Annotated in this window: 21 protein-coding genes; 2 read left to right on the top strand and 19 right to left on the bottom strand. The window is 28.4% G+C overall.

Annotated features, from left to right (window positions below):
- Positions 1-14: 14 nt before the first annotated feature.
- Entirely contained in the window at positions 15-365 is a 351-nt protein-coding gene (locus tag KGF45_RS07280) for an Asp23/Gls24 family envelope stress response protein (protein ID WP_227432491.1), read from the bottom strand.
- Positions 366-725: 360 nt separating this feature from the next.
- Here KGF45_RS07280 and rpmB point away from each other — a divergent pair, with 360 nt between their 5' ends.
- The gene (gene rpmB / locus KGF45_RS07275; protein WP_003416297.1) at positions 726-914 is read left to right on the top strand and encodes a 50S ribosomal protein L28; all 189 of its coding nucleotides are present in this window, start codon (positions 726-728) and stop codon (positions 912-914) included.
- A gap of 160 nt (positions 915-1,074) precedes the next feature.
- Here rpmB and KGF45_RS07270 read toward each other — a convergent pair whose 3' ends face one another.
- Both KGF45_RS07270 and KGF45_RS07265 read right to left on the bottom strand, forming a co-directional pair.
- Entirely contained in the window at positions 1,075-1,227 is a 153-nt protein-coding gene (locus KGF45_RS07270) for a hypothetical protein (RefSeq protein WP_009893656.1), read from the bottom strand.
- Positions 1,228-1,324: 97 nt separating this feature from the next.
- Positions 1,325-1,801 carry an Rpn family recombination-promoting nuclease/putative transposase gene (locus KGF45_RS07265; protein ID WP_227828130.1) on the bottom strand — a complete coding sequence of 159 codons (477 nt, stop codon included), beginning with the start codon at positions 1,799-1,801 and terminating at the stop codon, positions 1,325-1,327.
- Between the two features lie 218 nt (positions 1,802-2,019).
- On the opposite strand from KGF45_RS07265, the gene KGF45_RS07260 reads away from it, so the two are divergent.
- Entirely contained in the window at positions 2,020-2,775 is a 756-nt protein-coding gene (locus tag KGF45_RS07260) for a MerR family transcriptional regulator (RefSeq protein ID WP_227828129.1), read from the top strand.
- Positions 2,776-2,877: 102 nt separating this feature from the next.
- Here KGF45_RS07260 and KGF45_RS07255 read toward each other — a convergent pair whose 3' ends face one another.
- The 16 genes from KGF45_RS07255 to def all read right to left on the bottom strand — a co-directional run bounded on the left by KGF45_RS07255 (position 2,878) and on the right by def (position 19,054).
- Positions 2,878-5,220, bottom strand: coding sequence for a sensor histidine kinase (locus KGF45_RS07255; RefSeq protein WP_227828128.1), 2,343 nt, complete (start codon positions 5,218-5,220; stop codon positions 2,878-2,880).
- The gene (locus tag KGF45_RS07250; RefSeq protein WP_227828127.1) at positions 5,192-5,908 is read right to left on the bottom strand and encodes a response regulator transcription factor; all 717 of its coding nucleotides are present in this window, start codon (positions 5,906-5,908) and stop codon (positions 5,192-5,194) included. The genes KGF45_RS07255 and KGF45_RS07250 overlap by 29 nt, the downstream gene beginning before the upstream one ends.
- Before the next feature lie 401 nt (positions 5,909-6,309).
- Positions 6,310-6,966, bottom strand: a complete 657-nt coding sequence (locus KGF45_RS07245) for a nitroreductase family protein (protein ID WP_227828126.1) — start codon at positions 6,964-6,966, stop codon at positions 6,310-6,312.
- Between the two features lie 55 nt (positions 6,967-7,021).
- Positions 7,022-7,651 carry an HAD family hydrolase gene (locus KGF45_RS07240; protein ID WP_227828125.1) on the bottom strand — a complete coding sequence of 210 codons (630 nt, stop codon included), beginning with the start codon at positions 7,649-7,651 and terminating at the stop codon, positions 7,022-7,024.
- A gap of 130 nt (positions 7,652-7,781) precedes the next feature.
- Complete coding sequence (locus tag KGF45_RS07235; RefSeq protein ID WP_227828124.1) at positions 7,782-8,423, bottom strand: thiamine diphosphokinase; 642 nt, start codon at positions 8,421-8,423, stop codon at positions 7,782-7,784.
- Positions 8,424-8,431: 8 nt separating this feature from the next.
- Complete coding sequence (rpe, locus tag KGF45_RS07230; protein WP_227828123.1) at positions 8,432-9,103, bottom strand: ribulose-phosphate 3-epimerase; 672 nt, start codon at positions 9,101-9,103, stop codon at positions 8,432-8,434.
- A 4-nt stretch (positions 9,104-9,107) separates the two neighbouring features.
- Positions 9,108-9,992, bottom strand: a complete 885-nt coding sequence (gene rsgA / locus KGF45_RS07225; protein WP_227828122.1) for a ribosome small subunit-dependent GTPase A — start codon at positions 9,990-9,992, stop codon at positions 9,108-9,110.
- A 96-nt stretch (positions 9,993-10,088) separates the two neighbouring features.
- Positions 10,089-10,832: an elongation factor P 5-aminopentanone reductase gene (ymfI, locus tag KGF45_RS07220; protein ID WP_227828121.1), complete on the bottom strand. Its 744-nt coding sequence runs from the start codon at positions 10,830-10,832 to the stop codon at positions 10,089-10,091.
- Positions 10,833-10,939: 107 nt separating this feature from the next.
- A complete protein-coding gene (gene pknB, locus KGF45_RS07215) occupies positions 10,940-12,922 on the bottom strand; it encodes a Stk1 family PASTA domain-containing Ser/Thr kinase (RefSeq protein ID WP_227828120.1) in 1,983 nt (660 codons plus the stop codon).
- Positions 12,923-12,938: 16 nt separating this feature from the next.
- On the bottom strand, positions 12,939-13,691 hold the full coding sequence (locus tag KGF45_RS07210) for a Stp1/IreP family PP2C-type Ser/Thr phosphatase (protein ID WP_227432480.1): 753 nt from the start codon (positions 13,689-13,691) through the stop codon (positions 12,939-12,941).
- Positions 13,692-13,710: 19 nt separating this feature from the next.
- Entirely contained in the window at positions 13,711-14,742 is a 1,032-nt protein-coding gene (gene rlmN / locus KGF45_RS07205) for a 23S rRNA (adenine(2503)-C(2))-methyltransferase RlmN (protein WP_227828119.1), read from the bottom strand.
- 8 nt (positions 14,743-14,750) lie between these two features.
- Complete coding sequence (gene rsmB, locus KGF45_RS07200; RefSeq protein WP_227842086.1) at positions 14,751-16,076, bottom strand: 16S rRNA (cytosine(967)-C(5))-methyltransferase RsmB; 1,326 nt, start codon at positions 16,074-16,076, stop codon at positions 14,751-14,753.
- 61 nt (positions 16,077-16,137) lie between these two features.
- Complete coding sequence (locus tag KGF45_RS07195) at positions 16,138-16,839, bottom strand: zinc metallopeptidase (protein WP_227842085.1); 702 nt, start codon at positions 16,837-16,839, stop codon at positions 16,138-16,140.
- A gap of 80 nt (positions 16,840-16,919) precedes the next feature.
- Positions 16,920-17,660: a DUF116 domain-containing protein gene (locus tag KGF45_RS07190; protein ID WP_227828117.1), complete on the bottom strand. Its 741-nt coding sequence runs from the start codon at positions 17,658-17,660 to the stop codon at positions 16,920-16,922.
- Positions 17,661-17,669: 9 nt separating this feature from the next.
- Positions 17,670-18,599 (bottom strand): methionyl-tRNA formyltransferase, encoded by a 930-nt coding sequence (gene fmt, locus KGF45_RS07185; protein WP_227842083.1) that lies wholly within the window; start codon positions 18,597-18,599, stop codon positions 17,670-17,672.
- 14 nt (positions 18,600-18,613) lie between these two features.
- Positions 18,614-19,054 (bottom strand): peptide deformylase, encoded by a 441-nt coding sequence (gene def / locus KGF45_RS07180; protein ID WP_227840365.1) that lies wholly within the window; start codon positions 19,052-19,054, stop codon positions 18,614-18,616.
- Positions 19,055-19,058: the final 4 nt, after the last annotated feature.

Genomic DNA, 19,058 nt, shown 5'->3' with positions numbered 1-19,058 from the left:
TTCCTCCTATAAAATTACTTAACTCTTATTCCTTGTACATTAATATCAATTTTAGTGACTCTTACGCCAGTCATCTTTTCAACTACATATTTAACTCTATCTATTATGTTATTTGCAACTGTAGATATATTTGTACCATATTGTATTATAACATAAAGTTCTATTGCTATGGCATCTTCTTCTACTTCTTCTACTCTAACACCTTTAGTAGCATTTTCACCTTTTAATAATTCTACTATTCCTTTAGATTTAGATGCTAAACCTACTAGACCATAACTTTCCATTGCAGCTCTATATGTGACTTGAGCTATTACTTGATTATCTATTTCTATACTTCCATATTGATTCATTACCTTTGCACTCATGGTTGACCCCCTTAAGTTTATTTTTATTAAAAATGGTTCTTAATTTATTTTTTACTATTTTTACTTATTTATTATATAAAATTATAATCATATCATACTATAAATATGGTATAATTTAAACCTAGAAAAGTTTTTGGATAAAATTTCTTGTATTGTCTATATATTTAAAGAAAAATAATAATTATTTTTCAAATATATTTACTTTATATAAAATTATATATATAATTTTATATGATAATAAGAAATTCTTCAATATATGTAAGGCAAATATATATTTCTATTGCAAATTTTTGTTATTTATGATAATATAAATATGTTTTTAGTCTTTAAATAGTTATCATTTTAAGGAGGTGTGCGTAGATGGCAAAAGTATGTAGCGTATGTGGTAAAGGTAAGGTTTCTGGAAACCAAGTATCACACTCAAATAAACATAATAAAAGAACATGGTCAGCTAATTTAAGAAGCGTAAGAGCGATTATAGATGGAGCTCCTAAGAGAGTAAAAGTTTGTACTAGATGTTTACGTTCTGGTAAAATTGAAAGAGCTTAATAGCCACGTTTAAAAGCCTACTTCCGAAAGTAGGCTTTTTAAATTTAATCATTTTTACTCTTTCTCATAAATTTTAAAACTATGTTTGAAATCCATTTTGGTAACTTTATTGTTACTACTTTCATCAATACTCACCCCACACTTTATAGTTAAAATTATTTTAACAAAAAAATAATAATGCTCCACATCCAATAAGTATTAATGCGGTAAGTGCTGACCAAATCCAGCCAGGAAGCAACATAGATAAAATTACTGCCATTCCTGTTGCTAGACACAGTATTCCTAGCAATACCTTAGACTTGTTATTTCTCATGGAACACCTCCACATAGAACTTGTATCTACAAATATTTTCATATTTAAGTTTATGCGATAAGTTCCCATTTTAGACCGATAAACACATTATGTAATTTTAATTTTTTATACTGGAATTATTACTATCTTCTGATGCAGATTCTATAATATCTAAAATACCTCTTTTTTTACTTAACCTTTCAGGTCCACTATATAAAACTACTGGTATAACTTTTGGGAGTTTAAAATCTTTGCGCTCTATTTCTTCAAGACTCTTTTTCATTATAAAGCTTTTCCAAATTTGCTCTCTGTATGATTTTAACCTTGGTACAATCTCTGTATCCATTTCTGTTTGAAACTCCAACACTATATAGTGTGAAATTTTACGATTTTTAGAAAAAACTTTATAAATTATATCTACCTCCTTTCCTTTATATTCACATATGAAAGATGTTTCTAACTCTATATTTTTAAGAGTTAATTCCTTTGCTATTGAGACGCTTGTAAAATTTTGAATCAAACTTAAAAAACTTTCTTTATCTGAATACAGCCTTCTATATTCTTCACGTTTTTCTTTGCTTCTTTTTAAATTCATACAATTCCTCCCAGGTTATAGATTCTCTATCTTTTGATAAAAATAATCTATAAATTTTATTTTTTAATTTTCACTAGTGATTATTGACACTTATGATTAAAATATCCAATAAAGATATTTTTTTATATTTTTATTAAAAGATATAAATTTTTATATTTTAATGTATTGACATTGACGTTACGTAAAAGTGTATATTTAATTTATAGGAGGTATTACTTATGGAATATACAGTTCAGAAATTAAGTAAAATAGCTGGTATAAGTACTAGAACCCTTAGATACTATGATGAAATCGAGCTTCTTAAGCCACTTAAAATAAATTCCTCAGGTTATCGTATATATGGTCAAAATGAAGTTAATAAGCTACAACAAATACTTTTTTATAGAGAATTAGGCATCAGCTTAGAAGATATAAAAAGAATTATAAATTCACCAACTTTTGACAGTCTAAGTGCATTAAAACAACATCATAGCAAATTACTAGCTAAAAGAAAACAAATTGACTTACTGATAGAAAATGTAACTAAAACTATAGCATTAAAGGAAGGAAAATATATTATGACAGATTTAGAAAAATTTGAAGGTTTTAAAGAAAAGATGATTGATGAAAATGAAAAAAATTATGGAACTGAAATTAGAGAAAAATATGGTGAAGATGTAATCAATCAATCAAATAAAAAATTTAAAAATATGTCTAAAAAAGATTATGAGGATTGGCAAGATTTAAGTGCTGAGATAATTAGTAAACTCAAACAAGCTTTTGAAACTGGTGATGCATCTAATGAACTTTCTCAAGAAGTTGCAATATTACATCAAAAATGGTTGAGTTACACTTGGAATACGTACTCTAAGGAGGCTCATGCTACTTTAGCGCAGATGTATGTAGATGATGAACGTTTTACATCATATTATGATAAAGAACAACCTGGGCTGGCAAAGTTTCTGAGAGATTCCATAGTATTCTATACAAGATAATACTCAATGTAAAGCAATAAAAAGAGTGCTACTTTAAAATAGCACTCTTAAAAAATTTTATTTTGCAAATTCTATAGTTATAATCTGTGATAAAAATCTAACTTAGTTTTTATTAAAAGTAATTGTAACTTTAAATAAATCTCCATCTATATCTATCTTCATTTTACCACCTTGTAGCTCTACAAAACTTTTTGCTATTGCTAGACCAAGTCCAGAACCTTCTGTATTACGTGATTTATCTCCTCTTACAAATCTCTCCATTATATCATCTACACTAAAATCAATTTCAGTTGCTGACATATTTTTAAGCATGATATTTACTTGTCTATCTGTTTCTAAAATATCAACATATACTCTTGAATTTGGCATTGCGTATTTACTTATATTTATTATAAGATTCTCAAATACTCTAAATGTGCGTTGACTATCTAATGGTAATATTATTTTTTCACTTGAAAAATTATTTCTTACCTTCAGTGATGACTCTGCTATTTTATCATCTAATTCCAGTAATGTCTGTTTCATTAGAGATATAATATCTACATTTACTATATTTAAATGCACATCTCCACTATTTACCTTGCTCACTTCAAATAAATCTTCTATTAAGTGTTGTAGTCTTTGTGACTTTCTATCCAATGTATCAATATATATTTTACGATTTTCATCTGTTATATTTTCATCCTTTAGTAAATCTATATAAGTGATTATAGATGTCAAAGGTGTTTTTAAGTCATGTGATACATTTGATATAAGCTCTGTTTTCATCTTTTGACTTTTAACTTCTTCATCGACAGCTTTTTTAAATCCAGATTGAATATTTCCAAGCTCATCTTTGATAGGATTAAAGAACCCTAAATCATCTTCCATATTTACTTCTAAATTTCCATCTGAAATTTTCTTTGTAACATCTAAAAGTTGATTGTATTCACATATTGTTTTCTTAGAGTAGTCTGACAATAACTTAAATAAAACTACTGAGTAAATTAATGCAAGTATTATTCCAAAGAACCACATACTACACATTATAACTATAATTAATAAGTTTACTGATAGAATTATAGCTATAGTTTTATTTGGCTTTTCTTTTAAATTTGTCATTCTAACTTGATTAATAACTACCTTACTTGATTTTTTAAACCATTTTAAAAACATTCCTGTCAAAGTATTTTTTACAAAGTATTCTTTTATTCCAAAGTTTAAAATATGTTTTAAAAGTGCTATAAATACAAATATTATTGAGAAGACTACAAACCAATAAATTAAATTCATTGAGCTTACTAATATATTTGCCATTTTACTACTTATATCATTATTTATTAGATACTTTACATAATTTCCATTCAATGTGTTACTTATTATACCAGTAGGATATAAATCTACAATACCCTGTATAATAGCAATAGCAATAAAAAGTATCTCTAATGGTATTCTTGTGATTATCTCAAACCCTAATAACTCTTTAAATTTTCTATATGGAAATACTACAGCTACAATTACAACTATAGATACTATGATTTTTATAATCATTGCAGAAATCTTATAATACGAATTATTCTCTACATTATTTATATATCCACTTATATCATCACTACTATAAATCATTCCATAATCATTATATGAGCTATATGAACTATCTTGGCTTATTACTTTAGGTACAGCATATACTAATGTTTTATTTTTTATTGGAGATAATTTATATGAGATTGAATTCCCACCTAAATCTGTATCCATCAAATCTTCTCTAGATTTAGATAATAACATTTGGCTGATAATGTTTTGATTTACTCCATAAGAGTCTACAATATTTACTTTTCCATCTTTATCAAAATTCATTACAAGATAAAATCTATAATTTGCTTTTATATTTTTAATCTTTTCTTGTCTTTCTTCATCATTCATAGTTGTATCTTGAGGCTGATTTTTATCAGACTCTTCTTTTGATACATCATTTTTTGTTGTATCAAGTGCTTTTAATTCTTTATTTTCATTAAAAAGCTCAAAGTTATTTTCTTTATCAACTAAATAATATTTTAAATTTTTACTTGAATTATTAATAAAAGATTCCCATTCATCAAAGTTTTCATTAAAATCTGCATTAATACTATCATCAGAATAATAGTTCTCTGAACCTTCATATGTGCTTTTTTCTTTACTAGCATTTTTTATATAATTTATAGTTTCTTCACTTAAAAAAAGCTTCGAAGGTTGTATCATCTTACCTTCTTGTTCTTCTTTCATATTGTGATATAAAACATAACTTCCTTTATATATGTCATCTACAAATCCTTCTTGCTCAAATGGATTTTTAGCTCCACCTTTAGCAGCTGCCTGTATAGTTGGATATTGACTAATCATACCTAATGATGCTAATAACATAAGTATAAAAACTATCACACTAATTATATATTTTTCCTTAAATTTTTTCAATTTTGTATCCAACACCCCACACCACCTTTAAATATTTTGGATTTTTTGGGTCGATTTCTATCTTCTCCCTTATATTTCTAACATGCACCATGACTGTATCTGTATTTACAGCATTTTCATTCCAAACTCTTTCATATATTTCGTCTGCAGAAAAGACCCTTCCTGCATTTCTCATAAGTAAACTTAATATCTTAAATTCTATAGGAGTTGTTTTTATATAATTTCCATCAATACTAACTTCTTTTGTATTTTCATTTAATTCTAATCCACCTATTACAAATACACCTTCATTACTTTCTGAACTTTCTTCTTTATTTTTTATCATATTTAGATACTTAGTATATCTTCTAAGTTGAGAATTAACTCTAGCCAATAACTCTAATGGCTTAAAGGGTTTTGTTACATAATCATCCGCGCCTATGTTAAGCCCCATTATTTTATCAACTTCTTCTGATTTTGCAGATAGCATTATCACTGGAAAATTATGATTTTCTCTAAGCTTCATTGTAAGCGTTATTCCATCCATTTGAGGCATCATTATATCAACTATAGCTAAGTGTATTTCTTGGCTTTCTATAATTTTAAGACCTTCCAATCCATTGTAACCTTTAAAAACATTATACCCTTGATTTAAAAGGTATATTTCTATAGCATCTGCTATTTCCTTTTCATCTTCTACCACCAAAATATTATATGAATTCATTTTAATCTCCTTTATATCAATTAATTTATAAACTACCTTTACATATATGATTATACAATATGATAGAAGTTTTTCCATTTTTTTATAAATTTATAGTGGTCTATTCTAATTATTTATCTTTAATGTCCATTTCAGAACCCTCCCTTTAATTTAACTTCAATACTGTTTTACCTTATTTATATATCTAATATTAAAGCTAAAAACTTAAGATATTATAGATACTTTTCTAAAGATTTTCTAAAGATTTAAATTTACTTGTTTTAATATACACAAAAAAAGTAGGCCTTATTGTATTAATTAAATCAACAACCTGAAATATAAATTTAATATCAATAAAATCTACTTTTTAATTTTTGCATATTTATTTTTAATTTATTTATTTTTTATAAAAATTTTTGTTTTTATTTTATAAATGTACATATGTCTTCTACTGGTTTTTTAGATGGACTTCTTAAGTTATCTTCTGGTACTCCAAGTGCCAACATTGCTCCCAAGAAATATTCGCCTTTTTCAAATCCTGTTTCTTTCTCTAAAACAGCTTCTATCTCATCTGCTGCATAGTTCTGGCTTGTCAACCAACAAGAACCATACCCAAGTTCAATTGCTGATAATGTAAAGTTTTCAATTGCTGCTCCTAAACTTTGCATGCCTGGATTTCTTACAAACAACTTATCTATAGTCTCTTTAGGTGCATTTATAAGTTCTAACTCATAATAGCCAGATGGATTGTATACCTTTGTAAAAACTAATACCAAAACTGGAGCTTTTAAATAAAATAAAGTAAAGTTTGGCACAAATTTTCTAAATCTATTAGCTTTTTCTACTGATATTTTATCCATCTCTACAAGTATTTCTTGCTGTTTTTTAGTTATCACATCTGCTATCTTTTCCATTAAATCACGACGCTTTATAACTACAAAATGCCAGTTTTGAATGTTTTTACCTGATGGAGCTGCCCCTGCAGCTTTTACCATTTTCAAAATATCTTCATCTAAAACATCTTGTTCTTTAAATTTTCTTACACTTTGTCTTTTGTAAATAGTATCTTGTAATTCCATTTTAAGTCCCCCTGTAGATTATTTTTGTTATTTAAAAACAAACTTTATACTTCTCTTATTTTAATATATCATGTTCTAACAAATCTTTAAATGACTCTATAGAATAATCATATTCATCCACATTTCCAAAACCATATTTTGCATATACAAAAGGAATCCCAGCAAATTTAGCACTATTTGCATCCCCTTGAGTGTCTCCAATATAGATTGGGTTAGTTAGTTTATTTCTATCAATTATGAGTTTATTATTTTCACCTTTATGCAATCCAGTATTGCCAGGACACTCAAAATCTATAAAGTACTTTTCTAGCTTGTGTGCTTTTAAAAAAGATTCTATATATCCTTTTTGACAATTACTTACTATAAATAATTTATATTTTTCAGATAATTTCTCAAGAGTATTTTCTATATCTTCAAATAATTTACCTCCATGTTCAGATAAGTAATCACATTCTCCTGCAGAACATTCATCTAATAGATTCATTCTTTGTTCTTCATCTAAATCTGGAAATAAACGCTTTGCTATTTCATCAAATGAAAGACCCATAACACTTCTAAATAATTCTACTGTAACATTTAAACCTATATCCTCACGTTTATCTAAGACCTCTTGCCATACCTTACATACTCCTTCAGTTGAATCCCATAGAGTTCCATCTAAATCGAAAATAATACTGTCTATCACAAAAAATCCCCCTTGCGTCAAAAGTTATTATATATTTATAATTATATACTAAAAAGCAGATACAATTATAAATATATTTTACTTGATTGTATCTGCTCTGTAATATAAAATCAATTATTAAAGTCCATTTTTATAAATTTCTAACTACAAGTACACATCCTTGCTCTACTTTAATTTTACAAGAATTCCCTAACATAACATTGGATATTCCAATAGGTACTGAATACTTCATATAATAATCATCCAAAGGATATTCTAAACCAGTAAGTGTTACTCCTTTAGCATCTCCTTTTACAGCTATTACAGAAATAGTATCTCCTTTGTTTCCAAACAAGGTAAATTCTTCATTTTCAACTATATACATCTCTTCTTTATCTGAGAGTATCCTAGAATATATTCCATCTTCTTTTAAATAATATAATAGCTTTATATTTGCAAGGGTATGGTCAATTCTTCCACCTAAGGCACCAAAAAAATCAATATGGTTAGCTTTAATAGTTTTAGCTAAAAAGAGACATAGCTCTGTATCAGTTTCATCCTTTTTAGATGGAAATTTTTCAAATTTAACACCTTGATTTATATAGAAATTTATCTTCTCTTCTTCTACTGAATCTAAATCTCCTAAGATATAATCTGGTATTATATCCATTTTATAGGTGTGATTTGCGCCTCCATCTGCACATATTATGCAGTCATAACATTCTTTAAGTATAATATCTCTTGTAATTTTATAGTCTTCAATTTCACCATTTAAAACAATACAGATTTTCATACCTAAGTCTAAACTAATTCTTCAAGAGAAGCATTCTTTCTAAATAAATTAACTGTTTCTTGAATGTCATCACTTCCAAATATTGCAGAGCCTGCTACTATTACGTTAGCTCCTGCTTGTACAACTTCAGCTACATTTTTAGGACTTATACCACCATCAACTTCTATATCAATATTTAATCCTTTACTATCTATAAGTGTTTTTAACTCTTTAATTTTATCTAGCACACAAGGTATGAATGATTGTCCTCCAAATCCAGGATTAACAGACATTAAAAGCACCATATCTAAATCAGATAGTACATGTTTAATAGTATCTATTGGTGTTGCTGGATTAAGTACTACACCTGCCTTTATTCCATGTGATTTTATATTTTGTATAGTTCTATGTAGATGTGTACAAGCTTCCTGATGAACAGTTATTATATCACATCCTGCTTTTACGAAATCTTCAATATATTGGTCTGGATTTTCTATCATAAGATGAGCATCAAATACCATATTTATATTCTCTTTTTTTAAACTTTTAACTACAAGTGGTCCTAGTGTAATATTTGGTACAAAATGTCCATCCATTACATCGATATGAAGATATTCACATCCTGCACTTTCCACTTTTCTTACATCCTCTAATAATTTTGCAAAATCTGCTGATAATATTGATGGTGCTAATTTAATCATGTTTCTAATACCTCCTACTGTTATTTTGTCTTATTTCATTTAGTAGCTGTATATAACTATCATATCTTTCTTTAGATATTTCTCCATTTGCAACAGCTTCTTTTATAGCACAATTAGGTTCATTTTCATGAATACATTTTGAACCAAACTTACAATCATTAAATTTATCAAATTCTATAAAATAATCTTTAAGTTCAACTTCTTCTATGTCTTCAAGTGCAAGTGAACTAAAACCTGGTGTATCTGCAACCATTCCACCAAACTCTAACTTTAAAAGTTCAGCATGACGAGTGGTATGTTTTCCTCTTTTTATTTTATCACTTACTACACCTGTTTGCAGTTTAAAATTTTCATCTATTTCATTTAATAAGCTTGATTTTCCAACTCCAGATGGTCCTGCAAATACTACTACATTTTCTTTTAATTCATCTTTTACTTTATCTATATTTAACTTAGTGACATTGCTTACAGGAATAACCTTATATCCACTAAGCTCGTATATATTTTTAACATGCTCTAATATGTTATCATCATCTAAATCTGCTTTTGTAAGGATTATTACAGTTTCTAAATTTTCTTTTTCTGCCAAAACTATAAATCTATCTAAAAGAGATAAGTTTGGTTTAGGATTTTTTATTGCAAATACTATTAGTGCCTTATCTACATTTGCTATAGGTGGTCTTATAAGTTCTGTATCTCTACTATCTATTTCTTCCACAATTCCCTTTTTTTCATCTTCATCAACAACACTTATTTTAACTCTGTCACCAACTAAAGGTGTTACTTTTTGCTTTCTAAATATACCTCTAGCCTTACATTCATAAAGACCTTTCTCTGTATCTACATAATAAAATCCACTAATCCCTTTTATAATTTTTCCTTCTAGCATCAAATACCTCCCTTTATAAAATTATATAAACATATGCTGTTTATGAGTAGTATATAGTGTTATTCTTTCCTATTTTTATATAATACCACATTTTTTTTAAATAACAAATCCTCCGTTTGGACTAATTACCTGACCAGTAATAAAACTTGATTTATCAGATGCTAAAAAAATAGCACAATTTGCTATATCTTCTGGTGTTCCTAATCTCATTAAAGGAGTTTCCTCTACAAGAGCATCTATCTCATCTTCATTATATTCAGATAACATATCTGTATTAATAACTCCTGGTGCTATGCTATTTACTCTAATATTTGATGGAGCAACTTCTTTAGCTAATGCCTTTGTCATTCCTATTATACCTGCTTTTGATACAGAATAATGTACCTCACAAGAAGCACCTGATATACCCCAAATTGAAGATATATTAATTATGTTTCCTTTTTTTTCTGATATCATGTATTTTAAAGCAATTTGTGAACAATAAAAACTTCCTTTTAAGTTAATATTCATCATATTATCCCAATCTTCATCAGTTATATCTGTAAATAACTTATCTTGACTTATACCAGCATTATTTATAAGTACATCCAATCCTCCAAACTCCTTTATGCAATAATCTATCATATTTTCAACTTCTTCTCTATTTGAAATATTAGCTTTAAATAATTTTACAGAAAAACCTTTTTCATTTAATACAGTGTATAGTTCTTTAGCCTCATTTTCTGATTTATTAAAGTTTATCAATACATTATACCCATCTTTTGCAAATGTTTTAGATATTGCTCTTCCAATTCCTCTAGAGCCTCCTGTGACCAAAACTGTTTTATTATTTTTATTCATAAATATTTATCTCCCTTATAATTAATCTAATATTTTATACAAAACAAACTGCCCCTTTAAAGAAAATAATTTCTATAAAAGGACAGCTTTTTATTTTTAGCTAATATTTATTCTGATTTGCCAATATTTCCACCAGTTCCTGATGGAGTTTCTCCAGTATTTCCTGAGTTTGAACCTCCTGAGTTATCTCCACTATTTCCTGAGTTTGAGCCTCCTGAATTATCTCCATTATTTCCTGAGTTTCCTCCACTATTTCCTGAGTTATCTCCACTATTTCCTGAATTATCTCCATTATTTCCTGAATTACCTCCATTATTTCCTGAGTTTGAACCTCCTGAGCTTCCTCCACTATTTCCTGAGTTTGAACCTCCTGAATTTCCTCCACTATTTCCTGAGTTTGAACCAGGTGTTGTTGTATCATCCTCGTTTGGTGTTGTTGGAGTCTTATTTGGTGTTGTTGGCGTTGGCGTATTTGATTTTTCTGGGCCTTTGCTAACATATAGGTCTATTTCATCACCTTCTTGAACACTTGATGAACCAGAACTAGGGCTCTGACTTAAAACTGTACCTTCTTTATATACTGAACTATATTCGTACTTGACAGTACCAACTTTCAATTTATTTTCCTCTATAACTTTTTTTGCATTAGTTAAAGTAATACCTACTACATTGGGAACTGAAGCTTCATTTGCACCTTTACTTACAACGACATTTATAGTGTCACCTTTTTTAATATTTGTACTTCCACCTTCAGGTGTTTGCGATATTATACAATTTTTGTCAACCTCACTGCTATACTCTTCACTTTTTACACTTAAGGACAATCCTTCTTTTTCAACTTCACTTTGTGCTTCCTCTAATGTCATATTCACAAGATTAGGAACAGTTAAATCTTTACTACCAAATCCTCCAGCAAATAAAAATTTATATGCTAAGAATACTTGTGCACATAAGATTACTATCAAAACTGCTGCGACTACCTTTAGTCTTTTTCTAGCTTTAGGACTTTCTTGTTTTTTCTTCTTTTTCTTAGCCCTCTTACTTTGAGTATTCTTAGGTTTTTGATTCTTTTTAGCTCTCATTATCTCTTCCTCATCTTCATCTTCTTCATAAAAATCATCATCTTCATCTAAATCAGCAACTTCTATAGGTTTAACTACTTTTTCTGGAACTGGCTTTGCAAGTACTGGATTTACAGCTTTACTAATTTCTTTTTCATCAATTTTCTTCGTTGCAAAATCATCATATTCCTTTATAAAATCTAAGTCAATATTTTTTTCTATATAATCTATATCTTCTATTAACTCTTCAGCAGTTTGGTATCTATCTGCACTAGATTTTTCTGTAAGCTTTTTTATTGTAGTTCTTACACTTTGAGGAATCCTAACTTTTTCTTCTGATGTAAAATCTATATCATCATTAATATGTTGAAGTGCGATAGAAATTGGACTATCTCCTCTAAATGGTACTTTTCCTATCAGCATTTCATATAAAACTATACCTAAAGAATACAAGTCTGCATTATTAGTTACAAACTTTCCTTTAGCTTGCTCTGGTGAAAAATAGTGTACTGAACCTATTATACTACCAATATTAGTCATTGTTGAATTTGAGACAGCTTTGGCTATACCAAAATCAGCTACTTTTACTACTCTTCCTTCATTGGATATGAGAATATTATGAGGTTTTATATCTCTATGTATAATCCCCTTTTTATGTGCAGCACTAAGTGCCATAGCTATTTGTTTTGTTATATCTAGTGCAGTATATTCGTCTAATATCCCTTCATCCTGTATAATTTCCTTTAAATTTTTTCCATCTACAAATTCCATTACAATGTAGTGAACTTTTCCATCTTCCCCAACATCATATACATTTACTATATTTGGATGTGAAAGGCTTGCTACTGCTTCTGCTTCTCTTTTAAATTTTGTTAAAAATTCATCATCATCTACAAATTCAGGTCTGAGTACTTTAAGTGCAACAGTCCTGTTTAATAATCTGTCTTTAGCCTCATATACAAAGGCCATTCCTCCATCACCAATCTTCCTGATGATTTCATATCTATTTCCTAAAATTGTATCTCCCACAATATCACCGTCCTAATTATACTTTTATTACTATCACCGAAACATTATCTTTACCAGAAACATCATTGGCCATGCTTATCAATTCATCACTTATATCACTAATTCTCTCATATTCATAATCTAATATTAAACTTCTTATATCTTCGTCATAAATAAACCCGGTTAATCCATCTGTTGCAAGAAGTATTATATCACTTTTTTTGATTTCCTTCTTAAAAATATCTACAACAACCATATCATCTGTTCCAATTGCTCTAGTTATTCTATTTCTCTGTGGATGTCTTCTCGCTTCTTCTTCTGTAATAACATGAGCCATCATAAGTTCTTCAACCACAGAATGGTCTATAGTTATTTTATCAAATTTTTCATCTGTTAACAAATAACATCTGCTATCTCCAACATTTGCCACATACAAGACATTATTATACACTATCGCTGTAACTAATGTAGTTCCCATTCCTTCAAATGCTATATCTTCCATAGATTTCTTGTGCACAATTGAGTTTACATTATTATAAGCCTGTTTTAGTATATCATCTATATAGTCTATTTTTACATTATCATGCTGTAATAAGTTTTCTTTTAGAAAATCAATTATATTTTCTACTGCTAACTTACTGGCGACTTCCCCTTTTTTATGTCCACCCATTCCATCAGCTATGGCAAATATTCCTATTGGACCATGTTCTGTATCTATAACTTCTCCCTCACAATAGTCTTCATTGTTTTTTCTTACTTTTCCTATATGGGAGGCACAACTATAAACCATACGACTTCCTCCTTACATATTACTTGTATTTTCTTCTCAATTGGCCACAAGCTCCACTAATATCAGAACCCATAGACATTCTAACTGTAGCAGGTATATTGTTTTTCTCTAAACTATCTCTAAACTTATAAATAAATGCCTTGTCTGGCTTTTCATATTCTCTTTCTTCAACCTTATTTATTGGTATTAAATTTACATGGCATAGCATACCTTTTAAAAGCTTTGCTAGTGCCTTTGCCTCATTTTCTGAGTCATTTACACCTTTTATAAGAGAGTATTCAAATGTAACCCTTCTATTTGTCTTTTTTATATAATATCTACATGCATCTAGTATTTCTTTAATAGAATAGGCATTTGCTACAGGCATAATCTTTCTTCTTTCTTCATCATATGGTGAATGAAGTGATAAAGCCAAATTTATAGCTATTTTCAAATCAGCCAACTCGTACATTTTTGGCACTATCCCACAAGTTGAAAGAGTTATATGTCTATACCCTATATTAAGACCATTTTTTTCATTAATTATTTTTAAAAATTGTTTTGTATTTTCAAAATTGTCAAGTGGTTCACCACTTCCCATTAAGACAAGATTTGATACTCTTTTGCCAGTATCTTCTTGAATCTTAATAACTTGGTCTAAAATCTCCCATGGTTCTAAATTTCTAATCAGTCCATCCATTGTAGATGCACAGAAGTTACATCCCATTCTACATCCTACTTGATTAGAAACACAAACAGTAACCCTACTGTCATAATCCATCATCACAGTTTCTATTATATTTCCATCATCTAATAAAAACAAATATTTTTTTGTCCCATCTACCTTAGATTCTAACTTTAATTCTATATCTATATGACCTATACATGAAACTTCTTCTAATTTATTTCTCAAACTTTTTGGTATATTATTCATGTCATCGAAAGTTTTTGCACCTTTATATATCCAAGAAAATATTTGGCTCCCTCTAAAAGGTTTTTCATCTATAGTTTTCATAAATTCCTTGAGTTCATCTTCAGTCAAGTTTTTTAATACTATTTTTTTCTCTTCCATTCTATTCACTACCTTATTCTCTTTAATTTTGCTATAAAAAAACCATCTATACCATGAATATTGGGATATATTTTTAAATATCCTTTATCTTGATTGTCTAAATCTACATTTATTGTATCAATTGGAGTCAATTCAAAATTATTGTTTTCTTCAATAAAAGAATTAATTATATTTATGTTTTCCATGTCTTGAACTGTACATGTACTATATACTAAAGTTCCTCCAATTTTAACATACTTTGATGCATTTTCTAATATTTTCTTTTGTATAGAAGTAATATCTTCTAACTCTTCTTCTTTCTTGTATTTAATTTCTGGTTTACGTCTTATTATACCAAGGCCAGAACAAGGAACATCTGCTAAAACATAATCAAATTTATTTATGCTATTTTCATCAATTTCAGAAGCATCAAATCCTTCTACACATACATTTTTAAGACCAAGTCTATTTACAGTAACTTTTATAAGCTTTAGTTTATGCTCAAAAATATCTCTAGCTATTACTTGACCTGTATTATTCATTAAAGTGGCTAAGTGAGTAGATTTTCCACCAGGAGCACTACATACATCCAAAATCAATGAATCTTCCTTTGGATTAATTACTTTCCCTACTATCATAGAACTTATATCTTGAATTGTAAATAAACCAGCCTTAAATAACTCATTATTTTCTATATTTTTTAATTTTTCGACTTTTATAGCTTCTTCCACCATAGGGACTTTCAAACACATAATACCCTCTTGATTTAATTTTTCAATAAGCTCTTCTCTGCTGATTTTAAGTGTATTTGTTCTTATATAAATACTAGGCTTTTCATTGTTTGCTTCTAATAAATCTTCAGTAAATTCTTGTCCAAAATTATCTATCCAATTTTTTATAATCCAAGAGTTGTAAGAATACTTTATAGATAAGTATTTTACACTATCTTCCTCAGTTATGTCCATTATAGTATCTTTATTTCTTATTTCATTTCTAAGAATAGCATTTATAAAACCAGAAGATTTTTTATCATATTTTTTAGATAATTTTACAGTTTCATTAACTGCTGCATAATCTGATATACTATTTAAAAATAAAATTTGATATGTTCCCATTCTTAAAAAGATTTTAACATAAGTTGACATTTTTTTTACTTTTATTTTTGAAAGTTTATTAATTATATAATCTAAGTAATATTTATTTTCTACTACTCCATAGATTAACTCTGTTGCAAGTCCTCTATCCATGTCGCTTATTTCTAAGTTTTTAAAATGCTTATTTATTGCAATATTTGAATAGTTATTATTTTTCTCTATATCGCATAATACTTTAAATCCAATTTCTCTTGCATCCATATAAATTTCTCCCTTTTATTAAACATAAAAAAGGGTTGTTTCTAAACAACCCACTTTATTTTTAGTCATCTCTTCTTTGAGCTATTAGTAACAATCTAAGTAATTGAAGTATTGAAACTAGTGCTGCTGCAACATATGTTAAGGCTGCTGCTGAAAGCACTTTTCTACTTTGTCTTACCTCACCCTCATCTATAATACCTAGATTTCCAAGTTGAACAATTGCTCTGCTAGAAGCATTAAATTCTACAGGCAATGTTATTATTTGGAATAGTACTGAAGCTGAAAACAATAATATCCCAATTTTTAGAAATGGTCCAGCCATAATAAATCCTAGAAATATTAAAAACCAAGAAATGCTTGAAGCAAAGTTTACTACTGGCACCAAACTACTTCTTATTTGAAGAGGTGCATAACCTTTAGCATGTTGCATTGCATGACCACATTCATGTGCAGCTACTGCAACAGAAGTTATTGATGTTCCATAATATACATCCTCTGATAATCTTACAGTTTTTCTTCTTGGGTCATAGTGGTCACTTAAATGCCCTCTAACCATTTCTATCCTTACATCATACAAACCATTTGAATCAAGTACTCTTCTTGCTGTCTGTTCTCCAGTATATCCTCTACGTGTACTTACTCTTAAATACTTATTTGTTGTTGAGCTCACTTTAAATTGAGCATATGCAGTGAATAATATAGCTGGAATTAATATAATCATCGTTGGGTCAAATCCCCAAAAACCGCCATATACAGGGTACATAAATAACACTCTCCTAAAATATATTTTTATTATACATCCTCTTTAATATTCACATAACTTAAAAACAGTTTAATTACAAGCTAATATACTTTTCCTGTTAAAAAACTTATAGCTTTTTTAATATCCACTATATCTACATTAGTATTTATACAAGGTCCATTAGGTCTTTTGTTAAATACCCCTAAAACAGGAATTTTTTTAATGTCTTGTATTCCAGATGTTAAATCTCTCTCACATGCAACAGCTATAACAGCTTTAGGTTTATTGTCAATTATAATTTTTCTAGCTAGAGTCCCTCCTGTAGCTACAAATACTTTTACTTTAACACTTTTATTTAGCTCAGCTAATTCTCCTATATTGCATTTTCCACATTTCTTACAATTATCTATATCATTAGTAACTTTTAGTTTGCAACTATTCTCTTGAATACAATGAGGTATTAAAATTATTATATCCTCTGGATTAAAATTATATTTATTACTGTATATATATTCATTATTTAACTTTATATATATTCTTCTAATTTCACTTTTTGACATACCAAATGATGATGCAATAAAAGATATAATGGGAAATAATACACTAACAATTTTAAAATTTATTTTCATTATATTTGAGTTAACATTTTTTCCTTTAATTACTCTATACGTAACTATTGTTGAGCATAGTATTATAAGTATTAGTGATATTACTACAGTATTTATTCCTAAGGAAAATATTTGAGTCAAACTAATTATAAAAAAGTTTGTAACTCCCATTAAAATCCCTAATATTAAGACTAAAATACCAACACTTGTTAAATACTTTTTTATATCTGTCATATTTTTCACCTAACTCAATACTACACCAATTTCTATAGTATTTCCTTTTATATATTCTCCAACCAGCATTTTCTTCTTATTTGGCATCTGAATTTCTTCAATTAAAAGTACCTTATCTTTAGTACTTACTTTTATGCCATCTTTATTTACCTCAATTATTGTACCTGCATCTTTGGTACTTTCTTCCTCTAATACTTTAGTTTTCCAAATTTTCATTGTTACACCATTATAAGTAGTATAAGCACTTGGCCATGGATTTACACCTCTAACTAGATTGTGTATTTCCTTAGCATTTTTTGAAAAGTCTATATTACCTAGTGATTTATTCATTATTGGTGCATAAGAAAATTCCTCATGATTTTGTACTTCTCTTGGGGCAGTTCCTTCTTCTATCAACTTTAATGTTTCTTTTAAAGTTTCTGCTCCTATATTCATCATTTTATCATGAAGTTCTCCTGCTGTTATATTTTCATCAAGATTTACTTCTGTCTTTAATATCATATCTCCAGTGTCTAAGCCTTCATCCATATACATAGTTGTAACACCAGTTTTTTCTTCGCCATTGATTATTACCCAATTTATAGGTGCCGCACCTCTATATTTTGGAAGTAAAGAAACATGTACATTTATACATCCAAACTTAGGAATTTCTAATATTTCTTTTGGAAGTATCTGCCCAAAAGCCACTACTACCATTACATCTGGATTTAAAGATTTCATTGTGTCTATAAAATCTTTGTCTCTAGCTTTAATTGGTTGATATACAGGTATATTATTTTCAATTGCAAGCTCTTTTACTGGACTCATGCCAAGTTTTTTACCTCTTCCTTTTGGTTTATCTGGCTGAGTTACAACTCCTAGTATTTCATACTTTTCATCTATTATTTTTTGTAAACAAGGAACTGCTATATCAGGAGTTCCCATAAATACTATATTCATCAAATCAACCCCTACTATTTTTCTATTTTATCAACAAATAGTATTCCATCTAGATGGTCTATTTCATGACAAAATGCTCTAGCTAAAAGTTCTTCCCCTTCTAACTCTATTGTTTCTCCATTTCTATTTAAAGCTCTAACTTTTACATAGTTTGGTCTTTTAACCTCTCCAGATTCTCCAACAACACTTAAACAACCTTCATCATCTATTTGTTCTCCAGATGTTTCTATTATTTCTGGATTTATAAGTTCTATAAGTTCTTCTCCAATATCAATTACTACCACTCTTTTTAAAATTCCAACTTGAGGTGCAGCCAGTCCAACACCATCTGCATCGTACATAGTTTCTGCCATATCGTCTAACAATTGTATTATTTTTGCATCAATTTTTTCAACTTTTTTTGATTTCTTTCTTAGTACTGGTTCTCCTATTTGAACTATTTGTCTTAAAGCCATTACA

Origin of the sequence: Clostridioides sp. ZZV14-6154, assembly GCF_020657785.1 — a bacterium.
Lineage (GTDB): Bacteria > Bacillota > Clostridia > Peptostreptococcales > Peptostreptococcaceae > Clostridioides.
The sequence above is the reverse complement of the archived record's forward strand: the minus strand, read 5'-3'. Positions and strand labels throughout refer to the sequence as shown.

Coding starts and splice junctions, on each gene's coding strand:
- KGF45_RS07235 (WP_227828124.1), bottom strand. CDS start 8,423: ATGAAAATCTGTATTGTTTTAAATGGTGAAATTGAAGACTATAAAATT.
- KGF45_RS07260 (WP_227828129.1), top strand. CDS start 2,020: ATGGAATATACAGTTCAGAAATTAAGTAAAATAGCTGGTATAAGTACT.
- rlmN (WP_227828119.1), bottom strand. CDS start 14,742: ATGGAAGAGAAAAAAATAGTATTAAAAAACTTGACTGAAGATGAACTC.
- KGF45_RS07190 (WP_227828117.1), bottom strand. CDS start 17,660: ATGACAGATATAAAAAAGTATTTAACAAGTGTTGGTATTTTAGTCTTA.
- KGF45_RS07265 (WP_227828130.1), bottom strand. CDS start 1,801: ATGAATTTAAAAAGAAGCAAAGAAAAACGTGAAGAATATAGAAGGCTG.
- ymfI (WP_227828121.1), bottom strand. CDS start 10,832: ATGAATAAAAATAATAAAACAGTTTTGGTCACAGGAGGCTCTAGAGGA.
- KGF45_RS07270 (WP_009893656.1), bottom strand. CDS start 1,227: ATGAGAAATAACAAGTCTAAGGTATTGCTAGGAATACTGTGTCTAGCA.
- KGF45_RS07245 (WP_227828126.1), bottom strand. CDS start 6,966: ATGGAATTACAAGATACTATTTACAAAAGACAAAGTGTAAGAAAATTT.
- rsgA (WP_227828122.1), bottom strand. CDS start 9,992: ATGCTAGAAGGAAAAATTATAAAAGGGATTAGTGGATTTTATTATGTA.
- rpe (WP_227828123.1), bottom strand. CDS start 9,103: ATGATTAAATTAGCACCATCAATATTATCAGCAGATTTTGCAAAATTA.
- KGF45_RS07195 (WP_227842085.1), bottom strand. CDS start 16,839: ATGTACCCTGTATATGGCGGTTTTTGGGGATTTGACCCAACGATGATT.
- KGF45_RS07250 (WP_227828127.1), bottom strand. CDS start 5,908: ATGAATTCATATAATATTTTGGTGGTAGAAGATGAAAAGGAAATAGCA.
- fmt (WP_227842083.1), bottom strand. CDS start 18,599: ATGAATATAGTATTTATGGGAACTCCTGATATAGCAGTTCCTTGTTTA.
- KGF45_RS07280 (WP_227432491.1), bottom strand. CDS start 365: ATGAGTGCAAAGGTAATGAATCAATATGGAAGTATAGAAATAGATAAT.
- rpmB (WP_003416297.1), top strand. CDS start 726: ATGGCAAAAGTATGTAGCGTATGTGGTAAAGGTAAGGTTTCTGGAAAC.
- rsmB (WP_227842086.1), bottom strand. CDS start 16,076: ATGGATGCAAGAGAAATTGGATTTAAAGTATTATGCGATATAGAGAAA.
- KGF45_RS07210 (WP_227432480.1), bottom strand. CDS start 13,691: ATGGTTTATAGTTGTGCCTCCCATATAGGAAAAGTAAGAAAAAACAAT.
- def (WP_227840365.1), bottom strand. CDS start 19,054: ATGGCTTTAAGACAAATAGTTCAAATAGGAGAACCAGTACTAAGAAAG.